Source organism: Streptomyces pinistramenti, assembly GCF_020564935.1.
GTDB classification, from domain to species: domain Bacteria; phylum Actinomycetota; class Actinomycetes; order Streptomycetales; family Streptomycetaceae; genus Streptomyces; species Streptomyces pinistramenti.
Genome location: NZ_JAJCXB010000002.1, coordinates 49,711 through 74,038 on the forward strand (window position 1 = coordinate 49,711; position 24,328 = coordinate 74,038).

Genomic DNA, 24,328 nt, shown 5'->3' on the forward strand with positions numbered 1-24,328 from the left:
AGTCGGCTCGTCGAGCAGTCGCTTCCCGCCGGTCGAGTCGTGGACCGAGGCAGCACTCCCACGGGATGCCGGTGCGGTGGACACAGAGGATCGCGTTCACGGTCTCCGGAGGTCATGCCCCGTGCCGCCACACCGGGCCCGGTCCGCCCGGCTCGCCACGCGGTGAACACCGGCTCGCTCAACGCCCACCAGGCATCGGACCCGCGGGCCGGGGGCGACCGGTCAACGGATGTGACAGGGGCATCAGTGCCTCCGCGTGGCGATCAGTGCCTCGGCACAGATGGTCTGTCCGAAGTGGCCGCTCGGGTTGAAGTCGCCCAACGCCGTGCGCAGGTCCTGTTCGAAGGCGTCCTTTCGGTCGCCGAGTCGGGCGGGGGTGAATGAGGAGTGCGAGAACTGGAGCCCGACGAGTTCGTCGAGGGTGTGGTCGACGTGGTACGTCCAACGCTCAGCCGTGACGCATGGGAAAGGAGAGCGGAGGAGGATTTCGCGGTGTGACTCTTCCTGCTCCCGGTAGGTGCCGTTGTCTCCACAGCAGGAGGGAATGAGGTACCGGTCCCGTACATCGGCAACGATCCGTGCCCACTCCGTGTCGGGTGGTTGCATGGAGGTGGTGGCCACGCCGCCCTGGTGGTTGACGAGCGGGTCAAGGTCGGCGAGGACCTGCTCGCGGGACATCCAGTGAAACGCTCTACCCATGATGCAGAGATCCAGCGGAGGCAGGTTCAGCGCGCGCAAATGGGAGGAATCCCCTTGCCGCCACTGGATGTTGCCGAAGTTCTGGCGTTGGGCGATCAGCTGCCCTTGTTCGAGCATGCCTGGTTCCGGATCCACGGCGATGACCCGGTCGACCAGCCGGGAGAGCGGCAGGGCGATGGTGCCCGGCCCACATCCGAGATCGAGGGCTGTCTGGGTTCCGTCCAGCGCAAATCTCTGCGTGAGCGAGTCGTACAGCTCCTGCGGGTACAGCGGCTGGCAACGGGCGTAGTACGGCGCTGCCGAGGCGAAAAGCTCACTCGGAGTGGAAGGCATGGAGATCCTCAACATGGCTGCTGTTGGGGGTGGATCGGGTCAGGTCGCGGGCAAGCCGAGCGGCGCCGTCCGCCTCGGGAGACGCTGCCCCGCCCGCTCCCCGGACAGTGGGCGGGAGGCTGCGCACGACGTCGGTCAGGGCGCGGGCGATGGCCTGACCATCGGCGTCGGTCACCGCCACGTTGATCCGTGTGGCCGCGGCCCGCAGGTGTACGCGCTGGTCGTCGAAGTCGCGGATGCCGGGGACGGCCACGGTGGGCACCCGAGAACGGGCAAGTTCCTGCACGGTGTTGTAGCCGGCATGGGTGATGGCGGCGGTCGCGTGCCGGTAGATGTCGTACGTGGGGCCCAGATAGGGGGTGACACGCACCGGGCCGGGGATGCCGGGCGGGATGCCGACTGCGCCGTCGAAGTGCGGACCGGTGAGTACCAGGACGTCGACGCCGTCCGGGGCGTGGTGGTGTGCGTACTCCCGGATGCCGTGGAGAGCGGCGGTGAGAAAGCCGGGTGCGTCGGCATGGCCGCCCCCGCCGGCCACCACTGCGATTTTCATCGCCGGGGTTTCGGCCGGCCAGGGTGAGCGGTGGCCGAGCAGATGGCGCACGACGTGTGGCACACCGACCAGGTGCACCCCGTGCGCGGACTCCGCCCGTCCCTCCTCGCCCAGCAGGTAGACCTTGCCGATGGCCGGTGTGTGGCGAGCGACCCAGGCCGCGGGATCGGGCCGGTTGCGCTGGAAGCGGTGGATGAGGAATTGCCGGCAATCGAGCCGGGTGGCCTGGTGATACAGCTCGCGCTGCACTGTCACATCGTGCAGCACCACATCGTCCGCCCGCAGCGCGCCGGCGACCAGTGTCCGGACGAAGCCGTGGTCGACGGCGGGGCCCGTGCCGTGCAAGGGCTCGCCGACCAGGCTGTCGGCGTCGGTGGGGACGATGGTCTGCGGGAATCCGTAATCCTCGATGAGTCGCTGGTGGCGCTCGGTCAGCAGCAGGGAATCCCACCCCAGAGCCCGCAGTTCGGTGTGGACGGCAACCAGGCGGGAGACGTGGCCCAGGCCCCGTCCCCAAGCGAAGGAGACCACGCGGCGTTTCACTGCGGACCTCCCACGAGGGCAGCCGGCGCTTGGTCGACAGCAGGGAGGTCAAGGGGCGCGTCGGTGTCCTCGGTGGGCGGTCTCAGCGGGGTCACGGTGGCGTATCCGGCGGCGAGAAGGGCCGCTTCTCCCCCTCTGCGTTCCTGCTGCTCTTGATGGGAGGCGCGCAGCAGGCCGGGGCCGCAGCGTTGGATGGTGAAACGGGTGTCGCCGTACGGGCCGAGTCCGGTGCGCAGCACGCCGACGAACCGGGACAGGGGCACGTTCGGCACGTTGAGGTTGAGCAGGAGCGGCGGGTGCCCCGGCACGACGGGGAGAACGCCCGGCAGGAGGACCGCGAGGGCCCGCAGTGCCGTGTCCCAGTGGTAGGGCGCGCCGTGGCCGAGGGAGACGGCGATGGCGGGCCGCTGGTGGTGGGCGGCGGTGAGCGCGGCTCCCACGGTGCCGGAGTGCAGCACGGCCGGGCCCACGTTGGCGCCCGGGTTGATGCCGGCGAGTACCAGGTCGGGGGCGGGGCCGAAGGTCCCTTGGCAGGCGGCCGTGACGATCAGGCCCGGCGGGGCGCAGACCGTGTGTACGGGCACGCCCGCCAGTCCCTCCAGCGTGGTGCTGCGGGTGGGCACCAGCCCGTCCGGGGCGACCGCACGGCTGGTGCCGCAGCCACTTTCGTCCCCTTCCGGCGCCGCCACGACCACCTGATGGCCCAGGTCGCGTACGTGGGCCGCGAGGCGGAGCAGACCGGGGGCGGCCACGCCGTCGTCGTTGGTGACCAGCACCCTCGCGCACGCCGTCATGCGTCAGCCGCCGATCATGGACATGCTGCGGTCGGGGCGTACGAAATCGGGGTGGTTGATCTTGTGTCCGGGCCACTTGTGCCACAGTGCCTCGCGGATCAGCCGCTCCACCCCGGCGTCGTCCGTGCCGGATCGCAGTGCGGCGCGCAGGTCGGTTTCCTCCATGGCGAACAGGCAGACACGGAAGGCGCCTTCGGCGGTGATGCGCATCCGGTTGCAACTGTCGCAGAAGGGGTTGGTCACCGAGGGGATGAAGCCCAGTGCGCCGGGGGCGCCGTCGGCGAAGCGGAAGGCGGTGGCCGGCTGCGGGGTGTCCTGGGCGACGGGGGTCAGCTCGTAGACGGAGGAGATGGCCGCCAGCGTTTCCTCGGCGGGCATCACCTTCTCCCGCTCCCAGGTCCGCTCGGCGTCCAACGGCATGTACTCGATGAAGCGCACGTCGTAGCCGCCGTCGTGGGCGAGGCGCGCGAAGTCCACCGCCTCGTCGTCGTTGGTGCCGCGGATGACCACGCAGTTGATCTTGACCGGGTCGAGGCCCGCCTCCTTGGCGGCCGCCAGCCCCGCGGTCACCTTCTCGAAGGCATCCCTGCGCGTCATCTCGGCGTAGCGGTGACGGAGCAGGGAGTCGCAGGAGACGGTGATGCGGCGCAGCCCGGCCTCGCGCAAGGGACGGGCAAGTCGGTCCAGCAGCAGTCCGTTGGTGGTGATGGAGACGTCCACGTCGTCCAGCGCGCACACCCGCTCCACGATCTCGGGCAGCTCTCGACGTACGGTCGGCTCGCCGCCCGTGATCTTGAATTCGCGGACGCCCAGGGAGTGGAAGAGGCGGGCGAGTCGGTCGATCTCGTCGACGGTGAGGATGTCGTCCTTCTCCAGCCAGGGCAGCCCTTCGGCGGGCATGCAGTAGGTGCAGCGCAGGTTGCACTTGTCGATGACCGAGATGCGGAGGTCGCCTGCGATGCGGCCGAAGGTGTCGATGAGCGGGCCCTGGGCGGGGGCGGGGCCCGGATTGCGCCAGTCCGTCTTGCGTGCGGTCATCGCTGCTGCTCCTTTGTGAGGGTGGGGACGGGGTGTTCGGGAATCAGCTCCCGGAAACGTGCCAATACCTGATCGGGAGTCATCTCTGAGGCGTCGATGTGGTGGACGGGGAGGCGCGCGGACAGCTCTTCGGCCACGTCCTCGAAGCACTGCGCCACCAGGGAGACATAGGAACTGGTGAAGGAGCGCTCCAGGACGCGGTTGCGGCGCCGCATCCGTCGCATCAGCACGTCGGTGCGAGCGGTCAGGTGCACCACCGCGGCCGGCGGCAGCAACGCGGAGGCGAGCAAGTGGTGGTAGCGGTAGTAGGTCTCGTACTGCCGGCGGCTCAGAGCGCCGCTGAGTCGCAGCGCCTTGGCGTAGGCCAGTGAACTGTGCACGTCCTGGTCCAGTACGCCGCTGCCGGTCGTGCGCAGGTTCTGCAGCACCCGCAGCAGCAGGGTCTCCATCTGGCAGAAGAAGGCGGAGGCGTCATCACCGCGCAGGTAGCGGCTCAGGTAGTTGTCCCGGCCCGGCCCGCGGTTGACGGGGACGATGTCGCGCACATGGTCGGTGTGCGGGGCGTGGGCGGTGTGCCGTTTGAGCAGGGTGCTCTTGCCCACCGCGGGCGGACCGATGACCACCACACCGGCCGGTTCGGTCTTGCGCCACATCCCCGGGACCGGATCGATCAGCCGCCGCGCCTCGCGCTCGATATCGGACAGTGCCGCGGGCTCGGCAATCTCCTCGGCGGTCAGGCTCAGAAGCCGGTCGAGGTCTTTGCGGAGGCAGTGGGCGGCAGCCGGATCTAGTTCGTCCTCGACGATCGACTCCAGCGGCCTCCAGTGCAGGTGCGGTCCGGTCCGGGCGCGAGGGGCGGAGCCGCGCTGTTGGTGGGCGAACACCCGCAGGTCGTGGGCTGCTTCGCCGTCGGGACCAGGCGGCAGGTGCAGTTCGCTCAGGTAGTGCAGTTGGGTGGCCGGTACCCGGGTGCCCAAGGCACGGTTCGCCACACGAGCCGCGGCCTGCCGTGCGGTGCTCCCCGCGGGGACGACGGTCCACGGAAGACCGGGGCGTACGGAAGCGGAGTGCGCCCGGGAGAGCAGGACCCGGCCCCGGCCGTCGAGGACGAGACAGGCGGCGCGGTGGTGGTCGGGGCGATGGCGGGGCGGTACCTCGGTGAGCATCACAGTCCTCGCGGGTCGGTGGGCTGCAGCAGGGATTCGGGTGGGGCGGCGGCATCGGTGGCTGCCGGGGCCCGTTCATGAGCCAGGCGTGCCAGGGAGAGGAGGGCCACCCGCTCGGCGAAGGCGACCGGGTCCACCTCCCGCCCGGCCCGCACGTTGGTCTCGCCTGGCGGCAGCAGCCACGAGAAGCGCACATCGCCGCGGATCAGCACATCCCGCACCGCGGCTTCCGGGTCCGGCACGTGGTCCGGCAGCCCGGTCCACACGCGGAAGTCGGGCCTGCCGCCGGTGGCCGTCCACAACGGTGCGCCGTCGGCCCCCAGCCCTGGTTCGACCAGACCGCGCACCCGGCATCCGGGCGACTCCGCCACCCACAGCTCCCGGCCGCCCATGGCCGAGGCCGGCGCCGGAGGCACCCCGAGCCACCAGCACCGCTCCGCGGGCCGACCGGACTCGGGTGCGGAGGGGCGCGGCGGTGCCAGGATCTGCCCGCGCCATGCGCGGCGGGCCAGATCGGCGCTGAGCCGGTCGGCCGGGATGGGAAACAGGGAGGCCGCACGCCAAGCCGGCACGCTCAGCCCCTCGGGCAGCGCGGCCACCACGCGCCAGCGGCGGATGGGAGAGCTCTCGACGTTCTCCAGCAACCTGCGGTACGAAGCGGTCGGGAACCGTACGCCCCCGCCCAGGTGCGGTTGCGCTTCGATGAGGCCGGCCAGCAGGAGCAGGCCCACTCCGTCGTCCGGCTCGCACGCGGGTGCGGGCCACGGGGCGCGTCCCAGCACGCCGACATAGCGCTGCCGGCCCGCCACGGTGCGGGTGCCGGAGACGGTTGCCGGGTCCTCGCCGCGGGCGAGACACCGGCCCAGGCGTGCCCACACCGACTGGAACCCCGCTTCTTGAGGCGGGCGCCATGCGGCGGACGGGCCCAGGGAGCGGACGCGCGCGGCGGAGTGCGGCCGTACGGGGCGGCCTTCATGACAGGCGGCGATCTCGCAGTCCAGCTCGACCAGTGCCGAGCCGAGCCGGGCCCGCAACAGCAGTGCGAACAACCCGATGCCGGACAGCGCCGCCGCCCCCTCGGCGGGCAGGGCGTCGTGGCGGCTGGTGAGGACGGTCGGCCCGGTCTCGGGGTCGGGGTCGGGGTCGGTGGCCAGGCCCGGCCGTATCTCGCGCAGCCGACCCCCGTACTGTGCGGCGGAATACCCCAGGCGGCCGACGAGCAGATCATCCAAGTCGCTTGTGGTGACGGCTACTTCGATGTCCGGGACGCTCTCGGGCGGCTCCGCGGTGAGAGTTCCCTCCGGGTCCAGCCGCACCGTCCTTTCCGCTACGGGAAGGGCGTTGGACCCCACGGCAACGAAGCGGTAGCGGGTGTCACGCAGTCGGCCCGCGGCACTCGCGGCGATCTCGGCAAGGCCCGGCACGGGTATGCGCGAGGAGCCGTCCGCGACCTCGGGCGGCAGGGCGAGCAGTTGGTCCAAGCGGTGTCCGGCCTCGACGGGTGAGGCGCCCTCGGGGTGCTGCGCGGAGGGTGCAGCCGGCCGACGGTCTGCGACCAGCGGCCCGATCCAGGCACCGGGGCGGTAGCTGCGGTCGCACGGTTCGCCCGTGGCCTGCGCCCAGGCCAGTGCGCCCGCCTCGCGGCGTACCGCTCCGCGCGACACCGTGAGGCGGTCTCCCGGCGCGGTCCGCAGGACCGCGCGTTCCGGGTCGTCCGCACACAGTGCCTGGTCGACGAGGCCGGGCGGGACGGGGAACTTGTGCCCGTTGAGCCAGGCCGCGTCGCCCAGGCCGTACTGCCCCTCGGGCAGCGGGACCACGTGGGTGGGGCGGGCCAGAGCCAAGAGACCGGTCAGCGGCTCCGCCCAGTTGGCGTCCACGCCCGGCGGCGTCCCCTCCACGCTCCGGGTCTCCTCAATCGGCTGACATGGCGTCAGGAGGAGGTCGAGCGGCGGCCCTGAACCGAGCAGCCGCTCCACCCATGCGGGCGTGACCAGACTGTCGACCATGTGCCACACGAAGGAGTCCGATGTGCGGATGGCCAGGCCGTGTTCCGGCCCGGCGAACGTCGAGGGCGTCCATACCAGTTCGAGCCCCGGGCGGGGGATGAGCGTCATCCAGTCATGCACCACGGTCGTATCGGTGAACCCGAGCCGGCGCAGTGCGTGGTGGATGCGCGGATCATCGGGGTGCAGCACCGGCAGCGCCCGGTCGAGCAGGGCCAGGGAGGCGATGTCGAAATGGTCGCGGTGGGAGTGGGAGATCCACACCGCGTCCGGTCGTGGAAGGGCCTGCGGCACGACGCGACGCGCCGGCGCGTACCCGAGAAGCCCGCCGCGGTAGCACTCCTGCAGGTGCGGATCGCACAGCAGGCTGAAGTCGTGCGCCCGTACCAGTACCGTCGCGTGCCCCGCGATCTCGATGGTGACAGGCATGCCGTTCTCCTCCTCGCTTCCGTGACAGGTGGCCCGCCTTACAGGCGGCGCAGGACCAGGGGGTGCCTGGGCGTCACGCGACGACGTTCAGGCGGGCGGCCAGGCCGCGGAAGGCCCGCCCACGGCAGTACAGGGCGGCCTTCTCCTGCGGTGTCATCTGACCGAGCGTGCGTCCATCGCCCTCGTCCGGTACGAACACGGTGTCGTAGCCGAACCCGGAGTCCCCGTAGGGCCGCTCGGCGATTCGGCCGAGCGTCACGCCCTCGTTGAACATCCGGCGACCGTCCGGGTAGCGCAACAGGGCCACGGTCCGTACCCGCGCCTCGCGCCGCGGTGCCGCCACGCCCGCCAGCTCGGCGAGCACCTTCGCCACGTTCTCCGCGTCGCTCGCCTTCTCGCCCGCGTAACGGCCCGAGCGCAGCCCGGGGGCGCCCCCGAGGGACGCCACTTCCATCACGGTGTCGTCGGCGATGGCGGGCAGCCCGGTCGCCATGGCCACCGCGGTGGCCTTGAGGTGGGCATTCTCCTCGACCGTCGCACCGTCCTCGATCACGTCCGGCAGCCACGGAGGACGAGGCAACAGTTCCAGGCAGCCGTCGAGCAGGGCGGCCATCTCAAGGGCCTTGGCCGGGTTGGCGGTTGCCAGAACGACTTGCAGCACGGGAAGTCTCCTTCAGGCGGGAGTGACAGGGTGCGGGGCGTCCTGCCGTCCGGGCAGCACCTCGGGTTCCGATCGGCTGTGCCCCATGGCCAGGTAGCCGCCGTCCACCGGCAGGTCGGCACCGGTGATGAACGTCGCGCCCGGCCCGCACAGGAACAGCACCGCGGCGGCGATCTCCGCCGGCTCCCCCACACGCCGCAGGATGTGGTGACCGCCAAGGACCGGACCCCATCTCTCACGGTCTCCGCCCGTCATCCGCTCGACTTCCGGGGTCCACACCAGGCCCGGTGACACGCTGTTCACGCGGATGCCGCCGTCGGCCAGGTCGAGTGCCTGGCAGCGGGTCAGCGCCAGCAGTGCGCCCTTGCCCGCGCTGTAGGTCCACTGGCCCGGCTGCGCGATGTGCCCCGAGATCGACGCCACGTTGACCACCGCGGCGCCCCGGGCCCTGCGCAACGCGGGAGCCAAGGCCGCCGTCATCAGCGCGCTGCCCTTGACGTTGACCCCCAGGCTCCGGTCCCACTCCTCGGGCCGGGCCTGCTCGGCGCGGGCGAGAAACGTGGCAGCGCAGTTGACCAGAGCGCGAACCGGCAGTCCCACGGCTTGGGCCGCACGCGCCGCCGCCCGGCAGTCCACCTGCCGTGAGATATCGCCCGTCACCGTGGTGACCGCCGTCCCCGCCAGTTCCTTGGCGGTCTCCCGCATCGTCTCGGCGTCCCGGTCCACGAGCAGGACATGCGCCCCCGCCGCGGCGAAGGCACAGGCGGTGGCGCGACCGATGCCCGAGGCTCCACCGGTGACCACGCAGACCGTGTCCGCGAAGTCCCCATCGGGCCGCTGCGTGCCACGGGTTATGGATCCCGGCTCGCACTCCGGCTCACGCGGCGATGTCATGGGGCCCCTGATGTCGACGAAGAGCGGAATTCCCATTCTGGGCAAATCGCCCAGAAGTCATCGTGTTCGCCCCGTACGAGCTCCGCAACCGCACGGGCGCCGCCCTGCTGAACGTCGGCGCTCCGGACCGCCACACCCTGGCGCCCGGCCGGAAGGAGGGGCACGGCGTCTGCGCGCGTCAACGTGCCGGGCCTCCGGCCGGTCAGGGCTCGTAGCGGAACACCAGCACATGGGTGTGGTGGTAGCCGGGGGCCGCCTTCTCGGGGCCGGTGTGCACGAACACGATGTCCTCGGACAGGTGGAACAACTCGCTCAGCAGCGTGCCGAACTCCCACACCAGGGGCCGGGTCCATTTCCACTCCGGACGGCGCGCCTGGGAGACCTCGACCACCACCGCGGCCCCCGGGAGGAGGAAGCGGGTGAGTCCCGCGAAGATGCGGCGGGCGTCGCCGAGATGGGTCGCGGGTGCATCGGCGCCCTGTGAGGTGCGGAAGCTGGTGTAGGGAGGACTGGTGAACAGCAGCGAGAATCCGGGCCAGGATCCGGTGGGCACGTCCTCCGCGGAGGCGACGACGAGTCGCGAGGGATCGGGCAGCCGTGGCCGGGTGAAGTCGGCGCGTTGGCTGTCGCGTTCGAAACCGACCGCTTCCCGGCCCAGGCGCTGGGCCACCGCCAAGGTGGTGCCGAAACCGCAGAACGGGTCGAGGACCCACTCACCGGGACGGGAGAAGTTGGCGATCACGTATTCAGCCAGCGGCTCGGGGAACCGCATGTCCGTGAGGCCGTCATAGTCGAGGGGTTCCAGGGTTCCGTCGATGGCCCGCCAGGAACGCCGCGCGGGTGAGGGGTCATCGGCTGTCACCAGCTGATCGGGCATGTGCTCGCACCTCACAAAGACAGGGGTTGCCGCTCGGCGCGTCGCCACGACGCCCTCCGCGGCGGAGACCTCGCCTCGAACATCTCCGACCGCGGCACGGTGCGCCACTGCTCTTCCCCTGTCCGGCGGAGAGCGTGCCCACGGTGTGTCACAAGCCGTGTGCGCGAACGGTGCGGCGCGGAACCGCCCCCCGCGGTGCGGCACATCGGCCAGGGCTCGGGCGAGAACCTCAACAAAACAGACTTACTTCTACTTGTCATGTAATTTCGATCTGCAGTCTGCGGCTGCACACCGGTTGCACCCGGCCGCTTCAACCACCGCCGCCCGGCCCGCCGCCCGGCCCGCCGTCCGCGGCTCCCCAGGCAGGAAGGTCACATGGACGACAGCCCCCTTCACCACCCCGCCGCGGCCGCCGGGATCCGTGCGCGCAACACGGCCCTGGGTTTCCACGGTTCCTGCCAGGACCGCACGGGTGCGCTGCTGCGGACCCTCGCCGCACTGAAGCCCGGCGGCCGCCTGTTGGAACTCGGCACGGGAACCGGCGCGGGGACCGCCTGGATCCTGGACGGCATGTCATCGGACGCACACCTGGTCACCGTGGAACGCGATCCGGAACTCGCCGCAGTCGCGAGCGACCTGCTCCGGTCGGACCACCGCGTGGAGTTCACCGTCGACGACCTCCACGAGTGGATGCCGCAGCAGCGAGGGCAGACGTTCGACTTCGTGTTCGTCGACTGCCGCCTGGCCAAGCAGCACCACGAGACCGTGCTGGGCCTGCTCCGGCCAGGGGCCGTCTACGTCGCCGACGACCTGCACCCGGGCACCGGCTGGGGACCGCAGGATGTGGTGGCGCGGGACGAGTACCTCGCCACTCTCGCGGCCGATCCCCGCTTGCGGCCGACCCTGCTCGACTGGTCCAGCGGCCTCGTCGTCGCCGCCGTCGACGGGCACGGATGAGGCCGCCGGGCAGCCGGCGGACGACGAGCGGTCCTCCCGGGCGTCCGGGGCGCCTCGTGCTGCCGCCGGAGGACCGGATCCGCTCACCCCGCACGGGCTGGACCCGGGCGCACTGGGAGGCCGTCGCGGACCACCTGTTGGACTCCTTGCGGCCGTATGTGAGTCCGCTCGGGGCCTCGGTGCGGCCACCGGGGCGGCCGAGTTGGTCCGGGCCGCGGGTCGACGGCCTCGAAGGGTACGCCCGGAGCTTCCTCCTGGCCGCCGTCCGCCTCGCAGGTGCCGATGGTATGGACCCTGGTGGCCGGACGGAGCCATGGGTGCGGGGGCTGATCGCGGGGACCGAGCGCCACGGCCCGGAATCCTGGCCGGACATCGCCGACTTCAGCCAGCCGATGGTCGAGGCGGCGGTGATCGCGGTTGCCCTGCATCTGTCGAAGCCGTGGATCTGGGACCGGCTCGCCCATGGAGTCCAGGAACGCGTCGCCCACTGGCTCATGGGCACGGTGGGCCGCCGCACGCGGCACAACAACCACCTGCTCTTCCAGGTCGTCGTGGCGGAGTTCCTCCACTCCGTGGGAGCCCTGGACGACCGCAGCGGCATCGAGGCCGCACTGGACCGCGTCGACGAGTGGTACCGGGGCGACGGGTGGTACCAGGACGGCCCCAGCTGCCGAAGCGACTACCGCGACACCGACGGGACCGTGCGGGCCCCGGCATCCGTCTACGACGCCGGCGAACGCTTCGACCACTACAACGCCTGGGGCTTCCACCTCTACACGTTGCTGTGGACGCGCATCGCCGGACCGCGGGGCGACGATCGCGCCGCGGTCTACCGTGACCGTCTGCGCGCCTTCCTGGCCCAGTACGTACTCCTCTTCGGCTCGGACGGAGCCCCGGTTCACCACGGACGATCGCTCACCTACAGGTTCGCCTGCCTCGCCCCGCTCTGGGTCGGTGCCTGGGAGGACGCCACACCGCTGTCCCCCGGCGTCACCCGGCGGCTGGCCAGCGCCACACTGCGCCACTTCGTGGAGCATGAAGTACCCGATGACCACGGGCTGTTGACACCGGGCTGGTACCGGGCCTTCCGGCCGATGGTCCAGGACTACAGCGGACCGGGAGAGCCGTACGCGGCGAGCAAGGGCCTGCTGGGCCTGCTGCTGCCGCCGGACCACCCCGTGTGGACCGCGGCCGAGGAAGCCCTGCCCGTCGAGTCCGGCGACTACGCGACGGCTCTCCCTGTGCCCGGCTTCCTCGTGCACGGAACCCGGCGTGACGGTCTCGTCCGGCTGCTGAACCATGGCAGCCATTACCTGACGCCGCCGCCCGCCACGCACCGGGACGACCCGCACTACGCCAAACTGGCCTACTCCACGCGCACCGGGCCGGAAGCCGGAGGAGACACGCGCACAGCGCGGTTCGACAACCACATCGCCCTCGTCACTCCCACAGGAGACGTCTCGCGGCGCGAGCGCATCCACCGTGTGGTGGTCGCCGACGGCCACGCCGCCTCCTGGCATCAGCCGCGGACCGGCGACAGCACCACATCGAGCGCGGGCCGGATCGACAGCGTGTCGGTCGTGTGCGGCCCTTGGGAGATCCGTGTCCACAGGGTGACCGCGCCGGCCGGTCTGCTGCTGCGCGAAGGGGGCTACGCCCTCGCCTGCCGGGAGCGTCCCCTGTCCCGCGTCGCGAGCCGCCGCGCCGTCGCCCGGCGCACCGACGGCCTGGCGAGCGGCATCGTCGGCCTGCACGGATGGGACACGGCGCAGGTGCGGCACGAGTCCGGGACCAATGCCTTCGGGGAGCATTCGTGCGTCCCCTACCTGACGGCGGTCACCGGCGCAGCGGAAGGCTCGGTCCACGTCTCGGGGATCGTGCTCAGCGGAGCCGCTGGTGGGCCGCTCGATGAGGTGCTCCGGCATGACATCACCGTCGCTGTCGACGCCGGCACCGTGCACCTGCGCGTGGCGAGGCACGGCGGCTGGCTGATCCGGCCGGGAACGTCGCGGCCGGTGACCGCCGAGGACAGGCATCCATAGGCCGGCATCCACAGGCCCTCACCAACCTCGGGCTGCCCCCACCCTCCGTGTCTGTTCGCGAATCCCGGCCCGGCTCACTCGGCGGTCACCGCGCTCGGGCACCGCCGCCGGCGCCGCCACGTGGAGCACAGGGATGAATGCCCCGCGTTCGGAATCCATGCGGGCCACCTCACTGCGTGGCGGCACGGGTGCGCGGCTTCCGGGACGTCCGGCACGGGACCAGGAAGCCCTGCCCCAACGGTTCCGGGCAGTGCTCCACCGGGCGATGGCCAACAAAATGAGCCGCGAACTCACAGGAGAAACCACCCCAACCGGCGAATTGACAGCGGCGAATCACCCAACATGCCCTGAACACTGACCAGATGGCGCCCTCTGGAACTCCTGACGAGATGAACTTCGAGGTGGTTGGACCACCCGAGGCTGTTGATCCGGGGGTACGGAGCAGCCCGGCCGAAGCCGTGGGAAGTCGACGACGAGTTGTGGGCGATGGCAGAGCCGCTGTTGCCCAAGGTGACAAGTTGTGGGCAGTGGCAGAGCCGCTGTTGCCCAAGGTTGGGCGTCGGGCACGGCATCCCGGGCGCAAGCGGCATCCGGACGGCTGGCGTTCAGGGCACCCTGTTCGCCATCCAAGGTCCCTGGCCCCGCGCCTATCCGCGCGGGCCTCCAGCCGGCCCTACGAACGACTCGCCCGACTCACCACACAGGACACGCTCCAAGCCGGCACCCGCCGCCTCGCCGCCTTTGCGAGACCCTGACGAACGGGAAGGCAACGCCCACCCACGACGTACCGTCTCATCAGTCGAGAATCAGCTGATCACCGGGCAATTCCGGTAATTGGCAAGGCAGTTAAAGATCCCCACGAAAGGGACGGAACACAATGCTCGACATGAAGAGGCGTTCCCTGCGCATAGCCGCCATCGGCGCGATGGGAGCGGCCGCGGTCGCCCTGGCCACGTCTCCCGCCTTCGCCAAGGGCGGCATCGACCTCACCGTCACACCGCGCACCGTGGCCGTCGGGCACACCGTCAAGGTGGCGGCCGGTGGCAACGATGACGCGGCAGCGTACCTGCGTACCTGCATCCAGCAGCGCACCGGCACCCACGGCACGTGGCACACCGCCACCTGCGGCAAGCTGTCCGGCGCCCGGGAGGACGCGAAGGCCAACGCGTCGGTGAAGGCGGCGCACCGTGGCGCCCTTCAGTTCCGCGCCGTGCTGTACGGGTCCGAGACTCCGCACGACAAGCACCCGGTCGTGGAGCGGACCTCACCCGTCAAGACGGTCACCGTTCGCTGACACGCGGTACGCAGTGGGCCCGACGCGTCCGTCACACGCGGCGGGCCCGCCCCGCACCCACCCTCACACCCGCGCCCCGCCCCGCCCCTCTCGCCGGACCCCTTTGGGGTGCGGGGCATGACAGACCCGTCGATCGACCCGGGCCAAGAGCATGCCCTGTGTGGCCCACGCGGATTCGCCGGCGCACGGCACCCGATGACACTCGATGGCGCGCACACCCAATTTTGTCTACAGCAACGTAGACCGTCTACATTGCTGTAGACACGTGGCGAGTCCACGGCGCCCGGCCGCACGCTCCACACGGGCCGGACGCCCGATGCCACCCTCCGCCGTCACACGAGAACCGATGACGCTCCGCCCTCACGGTGCAGTGCCCACGGTCAACAGGAGTGCGCTTTGCGACAGTCGGAGTCCCTCACCGTGCCGGATGCCTCCCTTGAGGGACGGCAGGTGATGAAGAAGCTCCCCGAGATCACTCTGGCCTTCTGGATCATGAAGATCGCCGCGACCACCCTGGGCGAGACCGCCGGAGACCTCTTTTCCCAAACGCTGCAACTGGGCTACTTCCTCACCACCATTGCACTGTTTCTGGTGTTCCTCGTGACGCTGGTGGTGCAGCTGCGGTCCGCCCGCTACAACCCGTTCTTCTACTGGACGGTCATCCTGTCCACCAGCATGGCGGGCACCACGATGTCCGACTTCATGAACCGGGACGCCAGCGCCGCATATCTCACCCCGGGCACGGACGCACTGGGCTGGGGCCCGCAGGGCCTGGGGCTCGGCTACCCGGTGGGCGCCGCGATCCTGGTTTCCCTGCTGATCGCCATCTTCGCCGCATGGAAGCTCACCGGGCAGACCTTCGCCATCCGCGACATCGTGACCTTCCGCGGCGAGGCCCTCTTCTGGGCCGCGATCCTGGTGTCCAACACCCTGGGCACCTCCATGGGCGACTTCTTGTCCGACAGTTCCGGCCTCGGCTACGCCGGCGGCGCCCTCCTCGTGGCCGGGCTACTGGCCGTACTCGTCGCCCTCATGCGCGTACCGGCCATCCCCAACGTCGCGCTCTTCTGGATCGCCTTCGTCCTCACCCGCCCACTGGGCGCCACCGCCGGCGACTTCCTCACCAAGCCTGCCGCCAAGGGGGGCCTCAACCTCGGCACCCCCGGCTCCTCGGCCGTACTCCTGGCCATCCTCGTGGGGCTCATGGCCTACGCCCACCAGCAGGAGCGCAAGCAAGCCGCGACACGCGACGAGCACCTCGCCCCGCTGCCGTAGCCATGCTCCGCAACGGGCGGCCGAGCGGGACGCGCAGCCGCCGTCCGGGGCCGATTACGGCGACGAGTGCGTACGGCCGTGGTCATGACGACATCCGTACACGCTCGGCACGGGCAGACCGACGGCTCGCTCCCCCTCAAGCCCCCTCCCATCGTCACCGGGCCCGGACCCGCCGGGCAGCGTGCCGGAGGCATCCCCCCGTGTTTCCCTCATCGCCTGACTCAGTGCGGAGCGCAGCATCACCGGCCCCTGGCCAGGATCATCAGCCACTCCAGCAATCCTTCGGGATCCGGTGGCGTCCAGCCCGTCGGCGCAGGCCGTAACAGGGGTCTGATCAAGAGCATTCACCCTCGACATCGGCATTTGGTGCGCACTACGCTCTGGGCCCGCTTCGAGGAGTTCGGACCCGCGCGGGGCGGGTCCACGGGATCAGTGCCGGGACGCGGGCACGGTAATCCTCGTAGGCGGCACCGAATCGGCTTGCCATCATGCCGTCCTCGATCCGGACCCGGCGCAGCAGCCAGGGGACGGCGACCGCCAGGTAGACGATCCAGATGCCGAAACCGCAGGCCAGCATGGAGCCGGTGATCAGCCCGAGAAGGCCGGTGTAGATGGGGTGGCGGACCAGTCGGTAGGGGCCGTCGGTACGTAGCTCGTGGTGTTCTCGGAGCATCGGGATGCTGGCCCACATGGCGCCCAGGACCCAGCGGGCCCACAGCAGCAGAGCGGTGGAGGCGAGCACGAGCAGGGCGCCCAGGAGCGCGAGTTGAGGCTGCCAGTACTGCACGTGACGCCAGAAGGATTGCGGAACACGCCCGATCAATACGGAGAATACGCAGACGCCCGCGATCAGCAGGGCCCGACGGGGCAAGGTGCGGCGCAGGCCCCGCATCCAGCCCCTCGGACCGGCCTTGCTCATCACACCGAAGTAGACAGCGCCCGCGGTCCAGGCCGCGAGGAACACCAGGACGCAGACGCCGGTGAGATCGACGAGTACGGAATGCAGTGAGCCCATGCCCGAAAGACTGCTCCACGCGCAGAACGGTCCACCACCACCCGCGGGTTGAAACCAACGCCCGCCTACGGGTGGAGAGCCTCGGGAGACGGCACTGAGCTGCGCTGCAAGCCCGGTGCGGAACCAACTCGCGGACGTCCACCTGAGCGGGGATGAACCGGGAACTGCCAGCGGCCTTCCGAGAGTTGGGTCCATGCGACCGGAAGCGCCATGCCCCGGTGGCTGCGGTCAGCCCCTGGGCGGGGACAGGGGTAGGGAACGCTGTGCACGTAAGAGCGCTGCGCCGTGCCACCGCCCCCTTTCGGCCAAGTCCACCACGGCACCCCGGCGAGGCCACTCGGCGCAGCGCGGTCAGGATCCGGCAGAGCGCTTCGCAGGAGGCGTCGGCCTGGCCGGAGGCATGGAGGTGCCTTTCCTCGCCGGGGTGTGTCCCGGACACTGGGATCAGGCCGTGCGCGGGAGACCGGATCGTCGTGTACGCGCCCCTGCAAGCTCCGGCGCGCTCCTCGCCGCGCGCCACCGAACGGGTGCCGGAGCGGCTACGGCCCTCGCAGCGGCTGGCGTCAGTTCCCGAGTCCGATGGTCGCGCCGTGCCGGTCCGTTCGTACGCGCTCAAGGAGTAGTCACGGGTCAAGGGGTAGTCACGGGTCGCGGTGTCCCCGCTCCCGAGGTGCGGGGACACCAACGCGTCGGAGAAAGTTGACACGTCGGATTTCCCCGACGCATAGTGGCGGGCATGGCAGAGGTGGGTGTGTTCAACGCGCTGGCGAATCCGGTGCGGCGCAAACTGCTGGAGGCGCTGCGGGACGGTCCGCGTGCCGCGGGTGATCTCGCGGGCGAGTTCGTACTGAGCAGACCGGCGGTCTCCGAGCATCTGGCGGTGCTCAGGAACGCACGGTTGGTGCGTGAGGAGTCGCGCGGACGGCACCGCTACTACCACCTTGAGCCGGCTCCGCTCGCCGAGGTGAGCGAGTGGCTGCACCCCTTCGAGCATTACTGGCGCACCCGGATGAGGGCGCTGAGTGACCTGATGGACGAGGAGAATCCGTGACCGGCACCGACCCGACCGCGATCCACTGCGACCAGTACATCGCCCACCCGCCCGCGGCGGTCTGGAGGGCCCTGACCGATCCCGGTCTGCACGCACGGTGGTGGGCGGCCGGCGATGTGCGGCCCGTCGTCGGCCACCGTTTCACCTTGGACATGGGGCCGTGGGGACAGCAGGAATGCGAGGTGCTCACCGTCGAGCCCGAACGACTGCTCCGCTACAGCTTCGCCCCGGGTTCACTGGACACCACGATCACCTGGCGGCTGAGCCCCGAAGGCAGCGGCAGCCGTCTGTTCCTCGAACACGCCGGGTTCGACCTCGAATCACCCCTGGGCAAGGCCGCGTTCGGCGGTATGGGGCACGGCTGGCCCGACGTCCTCGCACGCATCGAACCGGCCCTCACCGCCGCGAGCTGACAGCGCAGCGCCACCGCACCACCCCGCGGCGCAGCCCGCCGAAACGGTGGACGCGAACGGCCGACCGTGCGTCGCACCTGAGCCGGTCGACCGATGCGCTTGACCGGCCGCGGCTTGTGTGACGGCCCGATCCCTCACGTTCGGCCCGTTGCCGGGCACCGGGATCCCCCACGTAGCGATCGAGGGCGGCGTCGTGCGCCCTCTTCTGTGCGGCCCGTGCACTCTCCGTTCGTGAAACGCGCTCTTCGGCCAACTGGACCGCGGCCGGGGCCACGAGCTGGTCGTACGCCGATGTCCTGCCGTACTTCCGGCGCTCCGAGGACAACCATCGCGGCGAGGACGAGTTCCACGGCGCGGGCGGGCCGCTGATCAGCGCAGCGAGCCCGGAGAACTCCGCGCCCCCGTACCCTTCCGCCACGAGATCCTCGGCCCGGCCACCCGACACGACTTCGCCTTCGGCCCCTGCGTGCTCGCCCGGATCGTGCACACCTACCCGACGACGGCCGAGGGGCGGGACTGCATCGTCGCCGGGATCTGGATCGCCCTGGAGATCGCGGCGCAGTGGGCGGCGGCCGACATCGTCACGGGGGGGGCGTACGGCGACGCGCCGGCATCGGACTCCGACGCGGGCCTCCTCACCTGGGCGAAGCGGTTCGGACAGACGCTCCACCACCCGGCGTCGACCTGCGCCATCGGCACGGTGGTCGCCCCCGAGCTGCACCTGTTCGACGTAGCGGGCCTGCGGGTTGTCGATGCCTCGGTGTTCGCGACAGTACCGCGCGGGAACACCGACGCGCCCACTGTCATGGCCGTGGAGAAAGCGACCGACCTCATCAAGGGAGGCACCGTCAAGGGGAACAACGGCATTGCGGGAACCGCGCTATGACGACATCCCGGCCGACCCATCAACCAGCGGTGGGTGATGGACCGTGCCGTCGATGACCTGGTCCGCAGCGAAGCCGCCCGGGTCGCCTGCGCCTTGGGCGAGCGACGCAAACTGCTGGAGCAGGTGTACGCGGCCACTGCCGGGCAGCAGCCCCTCCGCCGGATTCAGCGTGTGTGCTGCAAGTGGGCGCCGATCTGCAGGAATGCCGGGACGAGGGGGGCCGTGGGGGCGACGGGGGACATTACCTGGGATCCGTAGTGGACGATGACGGTTTCCAACTTGGGGGAAATGAAGAGGCGTTGGCCGTGGATGCCGCTGGCCATGAAAGAGCCGTGGGGATCGTTCAGGATCCACCAGAAGTCGTGGTAGGAGAGGTTGGCGGGGGCGCTGGGAGGTGCGGCGGGGAAGCGGACGTGCTGGGGGTAGCCGTCCGGGGCGTGCGGGATGGCGGCAGTCACGGCGGTGGGCAGGATCTGCCGGTCTGCGATGGCGCCGTCGCAGCGGATCAGTTCGCCGAGCCGGGCCACGTCACGGGCGGTGGCGCTGAATCCTCCGCAGGCGGCTTCGGCGCCTTCACCGTCGAGGACGTAGTAGGCGTCTTCGTCGGCGCCGATGTGGGACCAGATCATGTCGCTGAGCAGGGCCGAGGTGGTGGTGCCTGTGATGCGGCGGAGGATTTCGGCGAGTGCTTCGACGTTGCCGTTTTCGTAGCGGAACTCTGTTCCCGGTGCGGCCGTTGCGCGTGCGGTGGCGAGGTGTTCGCGGATGCTCGTGGGGCCGCTGTAGCCGTAGGGGCGCAGGGATGGCGCGATGACCGCGAAGTAGCGCTGGGCTTCGACGGGTTTGTCGAAGGGGCGCCCGGCGTAGGCGACGTGGGTTCCCATGTGCAGCAGGTGGTCGACGGTGCTGTCCCCGAAGGCGGTGCCGGCGAGTTCGGGGATGTACGTGGAGACTGTCGCTTCGCGGTCGAGTGCTCCCTGGTGGGCCAGGGTGGCGGCCAGAAGACCGATGTACGACTTGGCGGCCGAGGCGTTGAAGTGGACGTCGTGGGGCTGTAGTTCGTGCAGGTAGTTCTCGTAGACGACGGTGCCTCGGTGCATCACCAGCAGGGCGTCGGTCTGGGCGGCCGTGAAGAGGTCCTGGAGCGTCAGGGTGCGGCCGTCGGGTGCGGCGATCGTGAGCTGGTCGATGCCGGCGGTGTCTGTCGGCAGGCTCCGGGCGGGGCCCGCTCCACGCCACACCCGTCGGCTGGGCAGCAGCTCCCGGCCCGCCCTGGTGTAGCGGCGCACCCATTCCGGGTCGGTGTAGCCGCGGGACCAGTGGAGATTCGCCAGCGGTGCGTCAGCCATGTGCGCTCCTCAACATTGCGTGATGGTACGTTGCATGACGGGTTGATCGTTACCATACACAACGTCTAGCTACGGGAGCGCCTGACCCCGAGCCGGCACCTCCATCGGCGCCCCCCTGGGCAAACACCTCGCTTGCCTGGAAGGCGCCTGAAGAGCCATTGACCGGAAGTGGCCGGGCAGCTACGTTTCCGACCCAACGGACTATTAATGGACGTCGAGTTCACTTTCTCGGCAGGGCGCGCGTGGGCGGGAGCGGCGCCGACGCCTGCGTCCGCCGATGCCGGCTTCCCGTGACCGGGCAATCGCCCCCTGCCTCTCTCGAACCGCAGGAGTCTTCCCATGTCCTCGCAGCCATCAGCGCCGCCGGCTCTCGGTGCATCCGGCAGCCTCGATGCGCCGGCGTTCGACCGGCGCCGCGCCTGGCTCGTCACCGCACTGATCGTCACGTTCATGATCGTCAATTTCGCGGACAAGTCGGTGCTCGGGCTGGCAGCCGACCCGATCATGGCCGAACTGGACATCAGCCACAGCGCCTACGGCCTGATCTCCAGCGCCTACTCGATCCTGTTCAGCCTCTCCGGGCTGGTCGTCGGCTTCTGCTCCGCGCGGATCTCCAGCCGCGTTCTGCTGTTCGTGATGTGCCTGGTGTGGGGCCTGGCCCAGTTGCCCGTCCTGATCGTGGCGGCCGTGCCGACTCTGGTGGCCGGCCGGATACTGCTCGGCGCGGCCGAAGGACCGGCCACGCCGATATCAATGCACGCCCTCTACAAGTGGTTTCCGGTGGGGCGGCGCGGCCTGCCGTCGGCCCTGCAGATCAGTGGTGCCGCACTCGGCACGCTCATCGCGGCGCCGGTGGTGACCTGGCTCATCACCCGGTTCGGGTGGCGTTCGGCCTTTGCCGCGCTGGCCGTGATGAGCCTGACGTGGAGTGTGGTGTGGTGGTTCGCCGGGCACGACGGGCCCTACGACCGGCCGCCCGTACGCGTGCGGGCCGAGGCCGGCAGGCCCGCGCGGGTTCCCTACCGCAGGGTGCTGCTGTGCGGCACGGTGCTCGGGAGCGTGACCAGTGCCTTCGGGGCGTCGTGGGCGATGGCCCTCAGCCAGGCGTGGCTGCCGTCGTATCTCAGGAACGAGTTGACGATGGATCCGGGGACGGTGGCGGCGGTGCTCAGCTCCGTTTCCGCCTTCAGTTTCGTGCTGCTGCTGGCACTGTCCCCCCTGGTCGACCTGATGACCCGGCGCGGGGTGTCGCTGCGCTTGTCGAGTGGTGTGCCGCAGGGCCTGGCGGTGGGGTGCGCGGGGGTGGCGATGGCGGTGTTCCCCTTTGCCGGGTCGCTGCCGGTGCGGCTCGGCCTGATCACGGTCGCCTTCGGTGCGCACTCCATCGCGTTCCCGCTGCATTACATGACGGCCGCGGCGGTCGTGCCCGCCTCCCAACGCGGCGCGCTCTTCGGGGTCGTGGCCGCGACGGGGACGCTTCCGGGGCTGCTGGCCCCTTCCCTGACCGGCCGTCTGCTGGATACAGCGCCCTCGGCGAGTGCGGGCTATGCGCAGTCGTTCGCTCTGGCGGCAGCCGTCATGGTCGTCTGCGGGGCGGTGGCCGCCTGCTGCATTCGCCCGGCACGGGACGCCGCGCGACTGGGTGCACCCCAAGCGCGGTGACGGCCGCGGCCGCCCGGGGCACGGTCACGGCCATCACCGGCAGGGCGCGGGTCAGTGCCGATCCGGTGCGGTGAATCCGCTGGCCCAGTACCGGCCGTGCAGGGCCAGGTCCAACAGCATGCGGACGGCCTCTTCGGCGGGCATCGGCGGGGTGTCCTGCTCGGCCCACCAGCGCAGCACGGCGACCTGTTCGCCCACCCAGGCGCGGGCCAGGAGGTCGGCGTCGATGCGCGGCTGAACGTCGTTGCGTCCGGCGCGGGCCTTGAACTCCTTGGCCGTCGCGGCGGCGCAGGAGTCGACGAACATCTGGAGGGGCTTGCCGTCCCCTTCGCCGCGCAGGACGACACGGTAGGCGTCGCGTTCGTCGCTCACGTGCCGCAGCATCTCCAGCAGCGGTTTGCCGGTGAACCCGATGGCGCTGCCGGAGATCGCCGGCTCCAGGCGCTGCGCGAGTTGCTCCAGCAGGTCGGCGGTGACGCGGGCGAACAGGTCGTCCTTGCCCTTGAAGTGCGCGTAGAACGTGGCGCGTGCAACGTCGGCCTGCTCGGTGATGTCTTCGACGGTGAGCGCGCTGAAGCCGCGTTCCAGCACCAGTTCCACCAGTGCGGCACCCAGCGCCCTGCGGGTGCGTCTGGTGCGCCTGTCCTCGGCCATGCGGCCCCCTTTGCCCTGTCGTGGTTCGCGCACAGTCTAGATGGCTCTTGACAGCCAACACGATACCGAACAGGGTGTCTGTAAACAGTCTTATTGTGCAGAACTGGTCCCGGTCCGCCTGCTTGGTTGGAGAGTTGATGAACCTCGGCACGTACCTCACCCGCAGCGCCCGCTACTGGCCCGATGCCACCGCCCTGGTCTGCGGCGAACGTTCCTGGACCTACCCGGAGCTGGACGGCGCGACCGACCGGCTCGCCTCGGCGCTGCTCGCCCGCGGGCTGCGGCCCTGCGACGCGGTCGCCTCCCTGGCCTGGAACCGCGGGGAACTCGTAGAGGTCGAATTCGCGCTCTACAAAGCCGGATTGGTGCGTGCGCCGATCAACGCCCGCCTGGGGCGCGGCGAGATCGAGCACATCCTGCGATACGCGCCGGTGCGCGTCCTCGTGTTCGACGCGGCGCACCGCGCGGACGCGCTGGCCGCCATCGAGGCTGCGGACACCGGCTGCCTTCCCGTGCTCCTCGACGACGGGCCGGCCGCCGCCGCGGGCGCGATGCCCGGCGAAGCCGCGGTTCTCGGCTACCGGGCGCTGCTGGGCGAGGCGGATGCCGGCCCGGTCGCCGTCGACGTGGACGAGGGCGCCCCGTGCGTCCTGAATTTCACCTCCGGATCCACCGGAGCGCTCAAGGCGGCCGTGCAGACCTTCGGCAACCGGCTCGCGAACATGCGCAAACTGCTGATGAGCGACGAGTCCCGGCCCCGGCCAGGCACCCGCTACCTTGCCTGCGGCCCCATCACCCACGCCACCGGCATGACCCTGTTGGCCAACATGTTCGCCGGGGCGACCACCCATGTGCTGCCGAGCTGGAGCGCCCAGTCGTTCGTGGAGACGGTGGAGAAGGAGCGCATCACCGCGACGTTCCTCGTCCCCGCCATGGTCAACATGGTGCTCGCCCACCCGGGCGCGGCCGGGCGTGACCTGTCCAGCCTGACCGGCGTGCGGGTGGGCGGCGCGCCCATATCGCCCCAACGCCTGCGGGACGCCGTGCAGTTCTTCGGCCCGGTCGTGGCGCAGGGCTACGGGCTCGGCGAGACCACCAGCGTGGTGGCGGGACTGAGCAGCCGGGAGATCGCCCAGGCCGCGACGGACGACGCCGAACTGCTGCAGTCCTGTGGACGGGCGATGTACGACACCGAGATCCGGATCGTCGACGAGGCCGGCCGGCCACTGCCGCCCCGCGAGGTCGGCGAACTCGTCGTCCGCGGCCCCGACTGCGTACAGGAGTACTGGCAGGAGCCCGAACTGTCGGCGCAGACGTTCCGCGACGGCTGGGTCCACACCGGGGATCTCGCCTGGATGCGCGAGGACGGCTACCTGTTCCTCGTCGACCGCAAGAAAGACATGATCATTTCCGGTGGGTTCAACATCTACTGCACCGAGGTCGAGGCCGCTCTCTACGAGCATCCCGGCGTCCAGGAAGTCTGCGTCATCGGCGTGCCCGACGAAACGTGGGGCGAGGCGGTCAAGGCCGTCATCGTGGCCCGGCCGGACCACGTCCTGAGCGCCGACGAGATCACGGCGTTCTGCGCCGAGCGCCTCGACCGCTTCAAGAAGCCCAAAACCGTCGACTTCGTCGGCGAACTGCCCCACAACCGCAACGGAAAGCTCGACCGCAAGGCCGTCCGCGAACCGTTCTGGGCCGGCGCCGACCGCCGCGTGAACTGACCGCCATCCAACC

At 70.5% G+C, this 24,328-nt stretch carries 21 protein-coding genes; 9 read left to right on the plus strand and 12 right to left on the minus strand.

From position 1 onward, the window contains the following. Positions 1–243 precede the first annotated feature (243 nt). The 9 genes from LIU39_RS01740 to LIU39_RS01780 all read right to left on the minus strand — a co-directional run bounded on the left by LIU39_RS01740 (position 244) and on the right by LIU39_RS01780 (position 9,993). A complete protein-coding gene (locus LIU39_RS01740) occupies positions 244–1,032 on the minus strand; it encodes a class I SAM-dependent methyltransferase (protein WP_227043765.1) in 789 nt (262 codons plus the stop codon). After that, positions 1,013–2,128: a glycosyltransferase gene (locus LIU39_RS35165; protein WP_227043767.1), complete on the minus strand. Its 1,116-nt coding sequence runs from the start codon at positions 2,126–2,128 to the stop codon at positions 1,013–1,015. Before LIU39_RS35165 ends, LIU39_RS01740 begins: the two co-directional genes overlap by 20 nt. Next, positions 2,125–2,922, minus strand: coding sequence for a 5'/3'-nucleotidase SurE (gene surE, locus LIU39_RS01750; RefSeq protein ID WP_227043769.1), 798 nt, complete (start codon positions 2,920–2,922; stop codon positions 2,125–2,127). The genes LIU39_RS35165 and surE overlap by 4 nt, the downstream gene beginning before the upstream one ends. Positions 2,923–2,925: 3 nt before the next feature. Beyond that, positions 2,926–3,960 carry a GTP 3',8-cyclase MoaA gene (gene moaA / locus LIU39_RS01755; protein ID WP_227043771.1) on the minus strand — a complete coding sequence of 345 codons (1,035 nt, stop codon included), beginning with the start codon at positions 3,958–3,960 and terminating at the stop codon, positions 2,926–2,928. Continuing rightward, the gene (locus tag LIU39_RS01760; RefSeq protein WP_227043772.1) at positions 3,957–5,126 is read right to left on the minus strand and encodes a deoxynucleoside kinase; all 1,170 of its coding nucleotides are present in this window, start codon (positions 5,124–5,126) and stop codon (positions 3,957–3,959) included. Before LIU39_RS01760 ends, moaA begins: the two co-directional genes overlap by 4 nt. Beyond that, complete coding sequence (locus LIU39_RS01765; RefSeq protein WP_227043776.1) at positions 5,126–7,561, minus strand: MBL fold metallo-hydrolase; 2,436 nt, start codon at positions 7,559–7,561, stop codon at positions 5,126–5,128. The genes LIU39_RS01760 and LIU39_RS01765 overlap by 1 nt, the downstream gene beginning before the upstream one ends. Before the next feature lie 73 nt (positions 7,562–7,634). Further along, positions 7,635–8,222: a non-canonical purine NTP pyrophosphatase gene (locus LIU39_RS01770; protein WP_227043778.1), complete on the minus strand. Its 588-nt coding sequence runs from the start codon at positions 8,220–8,222 to the stop codon at positions 7,635–7,637. Positions 8,223–8,234: 12 nt separating this feature from the next. Beyond that, positions 8,235–9,116 carry an SDR family oxidoreductase gene (locus tag LIU39_RS01775; RefSeq protein ID WP_227043780.1) on the minus strand — a complete coding sequence of 294 codons (882 nt, stop codon included), beginning with the start codon at positions 9,114–9,116 and terminating at the stop codon, positions 8,235–8,237. 202 nt (positions 9,117–9,318) lie between these two features. Further along, a complete protein-coding gene (locus LIU39_RS01780; RefSeq protein ID WP_227043782.1) occupies positions 9,319–9,993 on the minus strand; it encodes a DNA methyltransferase in 675 nt (224 codons plus the stop codon). A gap of 375 nt (positions 9,994–10,368) precedes the next feature. Here LIU39_RS01780 and LIU39_RS01785 point away from each other — a divergent pair, with 375 nt between their 5' ends. The 4 genes from LIU39_RS01785 (at position 10,369) to LIU39_RS01800 (ending at position 15,561) form a co-directional block, all read left to right on the plus strand. Then, positions 10,369–10,950 (plus strand): O-methyltransferase, encoded by a 582-nt coding sequence (locus LIU39_RS01785; RefSeq protein ID WP_227043784.1) that lies wholly within the window; start codon positions 10,369–10,371, stop codon positions 10,948–10,950. Then, positions 10,947–12,992 (plus strand): DUF2264 domain-containing protein, encoded by a 2,046-nt coding sequence (locus LIU39_RS01790; RefSeq protein ID WP_227043787.1) that lies wholly within the window; start codon positions 10,947–10,949, stop codon positions 12,990–12,992. Before LIU39_RS01785 ends, LIU39_RS01790 begins: the two co-directional genes overlap by 4 nt. Positions 12,993–13,878: 886 nt before the next feature. Further along, positions 13,879–14,286 (plus strand): hypothetical protein, encoded by a 408-nt coding sequence (locus LIU39_RS01795; protein WP_227043788.1) that lies wholly within the window; start codon positions 13,879–13,881, stop codon positions 14,284–14,286. 396 nt (positions 14,287–14,682) lie between these two features. Beyond that, a complete protein-coding gene (locus tag LIU39_RS01800) occupies positions 14,683–15,561 on the plus strand; it encodes a COG4705 family protein (protein ID WP_227043789.1) in 879 nt (292 codons plus the stop codon). 373 nt (positions 15,562–15,934) lie between these two features. Here LIU39_RS01800 and LIU39_RS01805 read toward each other — a convergent pair whose 3' ends face one another. Continuing rightward, positions 15,935–16,576, minus strand: a complete 642-nt coding sequence (locus tag LIU39_RS01805) for a methyltransferase family protein (protein WP_227043791.1) — start codon at positions 16,574–16,576, stop codon at positions 15,935–15,937. A gap of 736 nt (positions 16,577–17,312) precedes the next feature. Here LIU39_RS01805 and LIU39_RS01810 point away from each other — a divergent pair. From LIU39_RS01810 to LIU39_RS01825, 3 genes are all read left to right on the plus strand, one after another. After that, on the plus strand, positions 17,313–17,627 hold the full coding sequence (locus LIU39_RS01810) for an ArsR/SmtB family transcription factor (RefSeq protein ID WP_227043794.1): 315 nt from the start codon (positions 17,313–17,315) through the stop codon (positions 17,625–17,627). Beyond that, positions 17,624–18,040 carry an SRPBCC family protein gene (locus tag LIU39_RS01815; protein WP_227043796.1) on the plus strand — a complete coding sequence of 139 codons (417 nt, stop codon included), beginning with the start codon at positions 17,624–17,626 and terminating at the stop codon, positions 18,038–18,040. The genes LIU39_RS01810 and LIU39_RS01815 overlap by 4 nt, the downstream gene beginning before the upstream one ends. Positions 18,041–18,506: 466 nt before the next feature. Further along, the gene (locus LIU39_RS01825; RefSeq protein ID WP_227043797.1) at positions 18,507–18,926 is read left to right on the plus strand and encodes a GMC oxidoreductase; all 420 of its coding nucleotides are present in this window, start codon (positions 18,507–18,509) and stop codon (positions 18,924–18,926) included. 164 nt (positions 18,927–19,090) lie between these two features. Here LIU39_RS01825 and LIU39_RS01830 read toward each other — a convergent pair whose 3' ends face one another. Further along, the gene (locus LIU39_RS01830) at positions 19,091–20,275 is read right to left on the minus strand and encodes a serine hydrolase domain-containing protein (protein ID WP_227043799.1); all 1,185 of its coding nucleotides are present in this window, start codon (positions 20,273–20,275) and stop codon (positions 19,091–19,093) included. Positions 20,276–20,614: 339 nt separating this feature from the next. Here LIU39_RS01830 and LIU39_RS01835 point away from each other — a divergent pair, with 339 nt between their 5' ends. Continuing rightward, positions 20,615–21,937: an MFS transporter gene (locus LIU39_RS01835; RefSeq protein ID WP_227043801.1), complete on the plus strand. Its 1,323-nt coding sequence runs from the start codon at positions 20,615–20,617 to the stop codon at positions 21,935–21,937. Positions 21,938–21,988: 51 nt separating this feature from the next. Here LIU39_RS01835 and LIU39_RS01840 read toward each other — a convergent pair whose 3' ends face one another. Next, entirely contained in the window at positions 21,989–22,591 is a 603-nt protein-coding gene (locus LIU39_RS01840) for a TetR/AcrR family transcriptional regulator (RefSeq protein ID WP_227043803.1), read from the minus strand. Between the two features lie 137 nt (positions 22,592–22,728). Here LIU39_RS01840 and LIU39_RS01845 point away from each other — a divergent pair, with 137 nt between their 5' ends. After that, positions 22,729–24,315, plus strand: a complete 1,587-nt coding sequence (locus tag LIU39_RS01845) for an AMP-binding protein (RefSeq protein ID WP_227043805.1) — start codon at positions 22,729–22,731, stop codon at positions 24,313–24,315. The last annotated feature ends 13 nt before the right edge of the window (positions 24,316–24,328 follow it).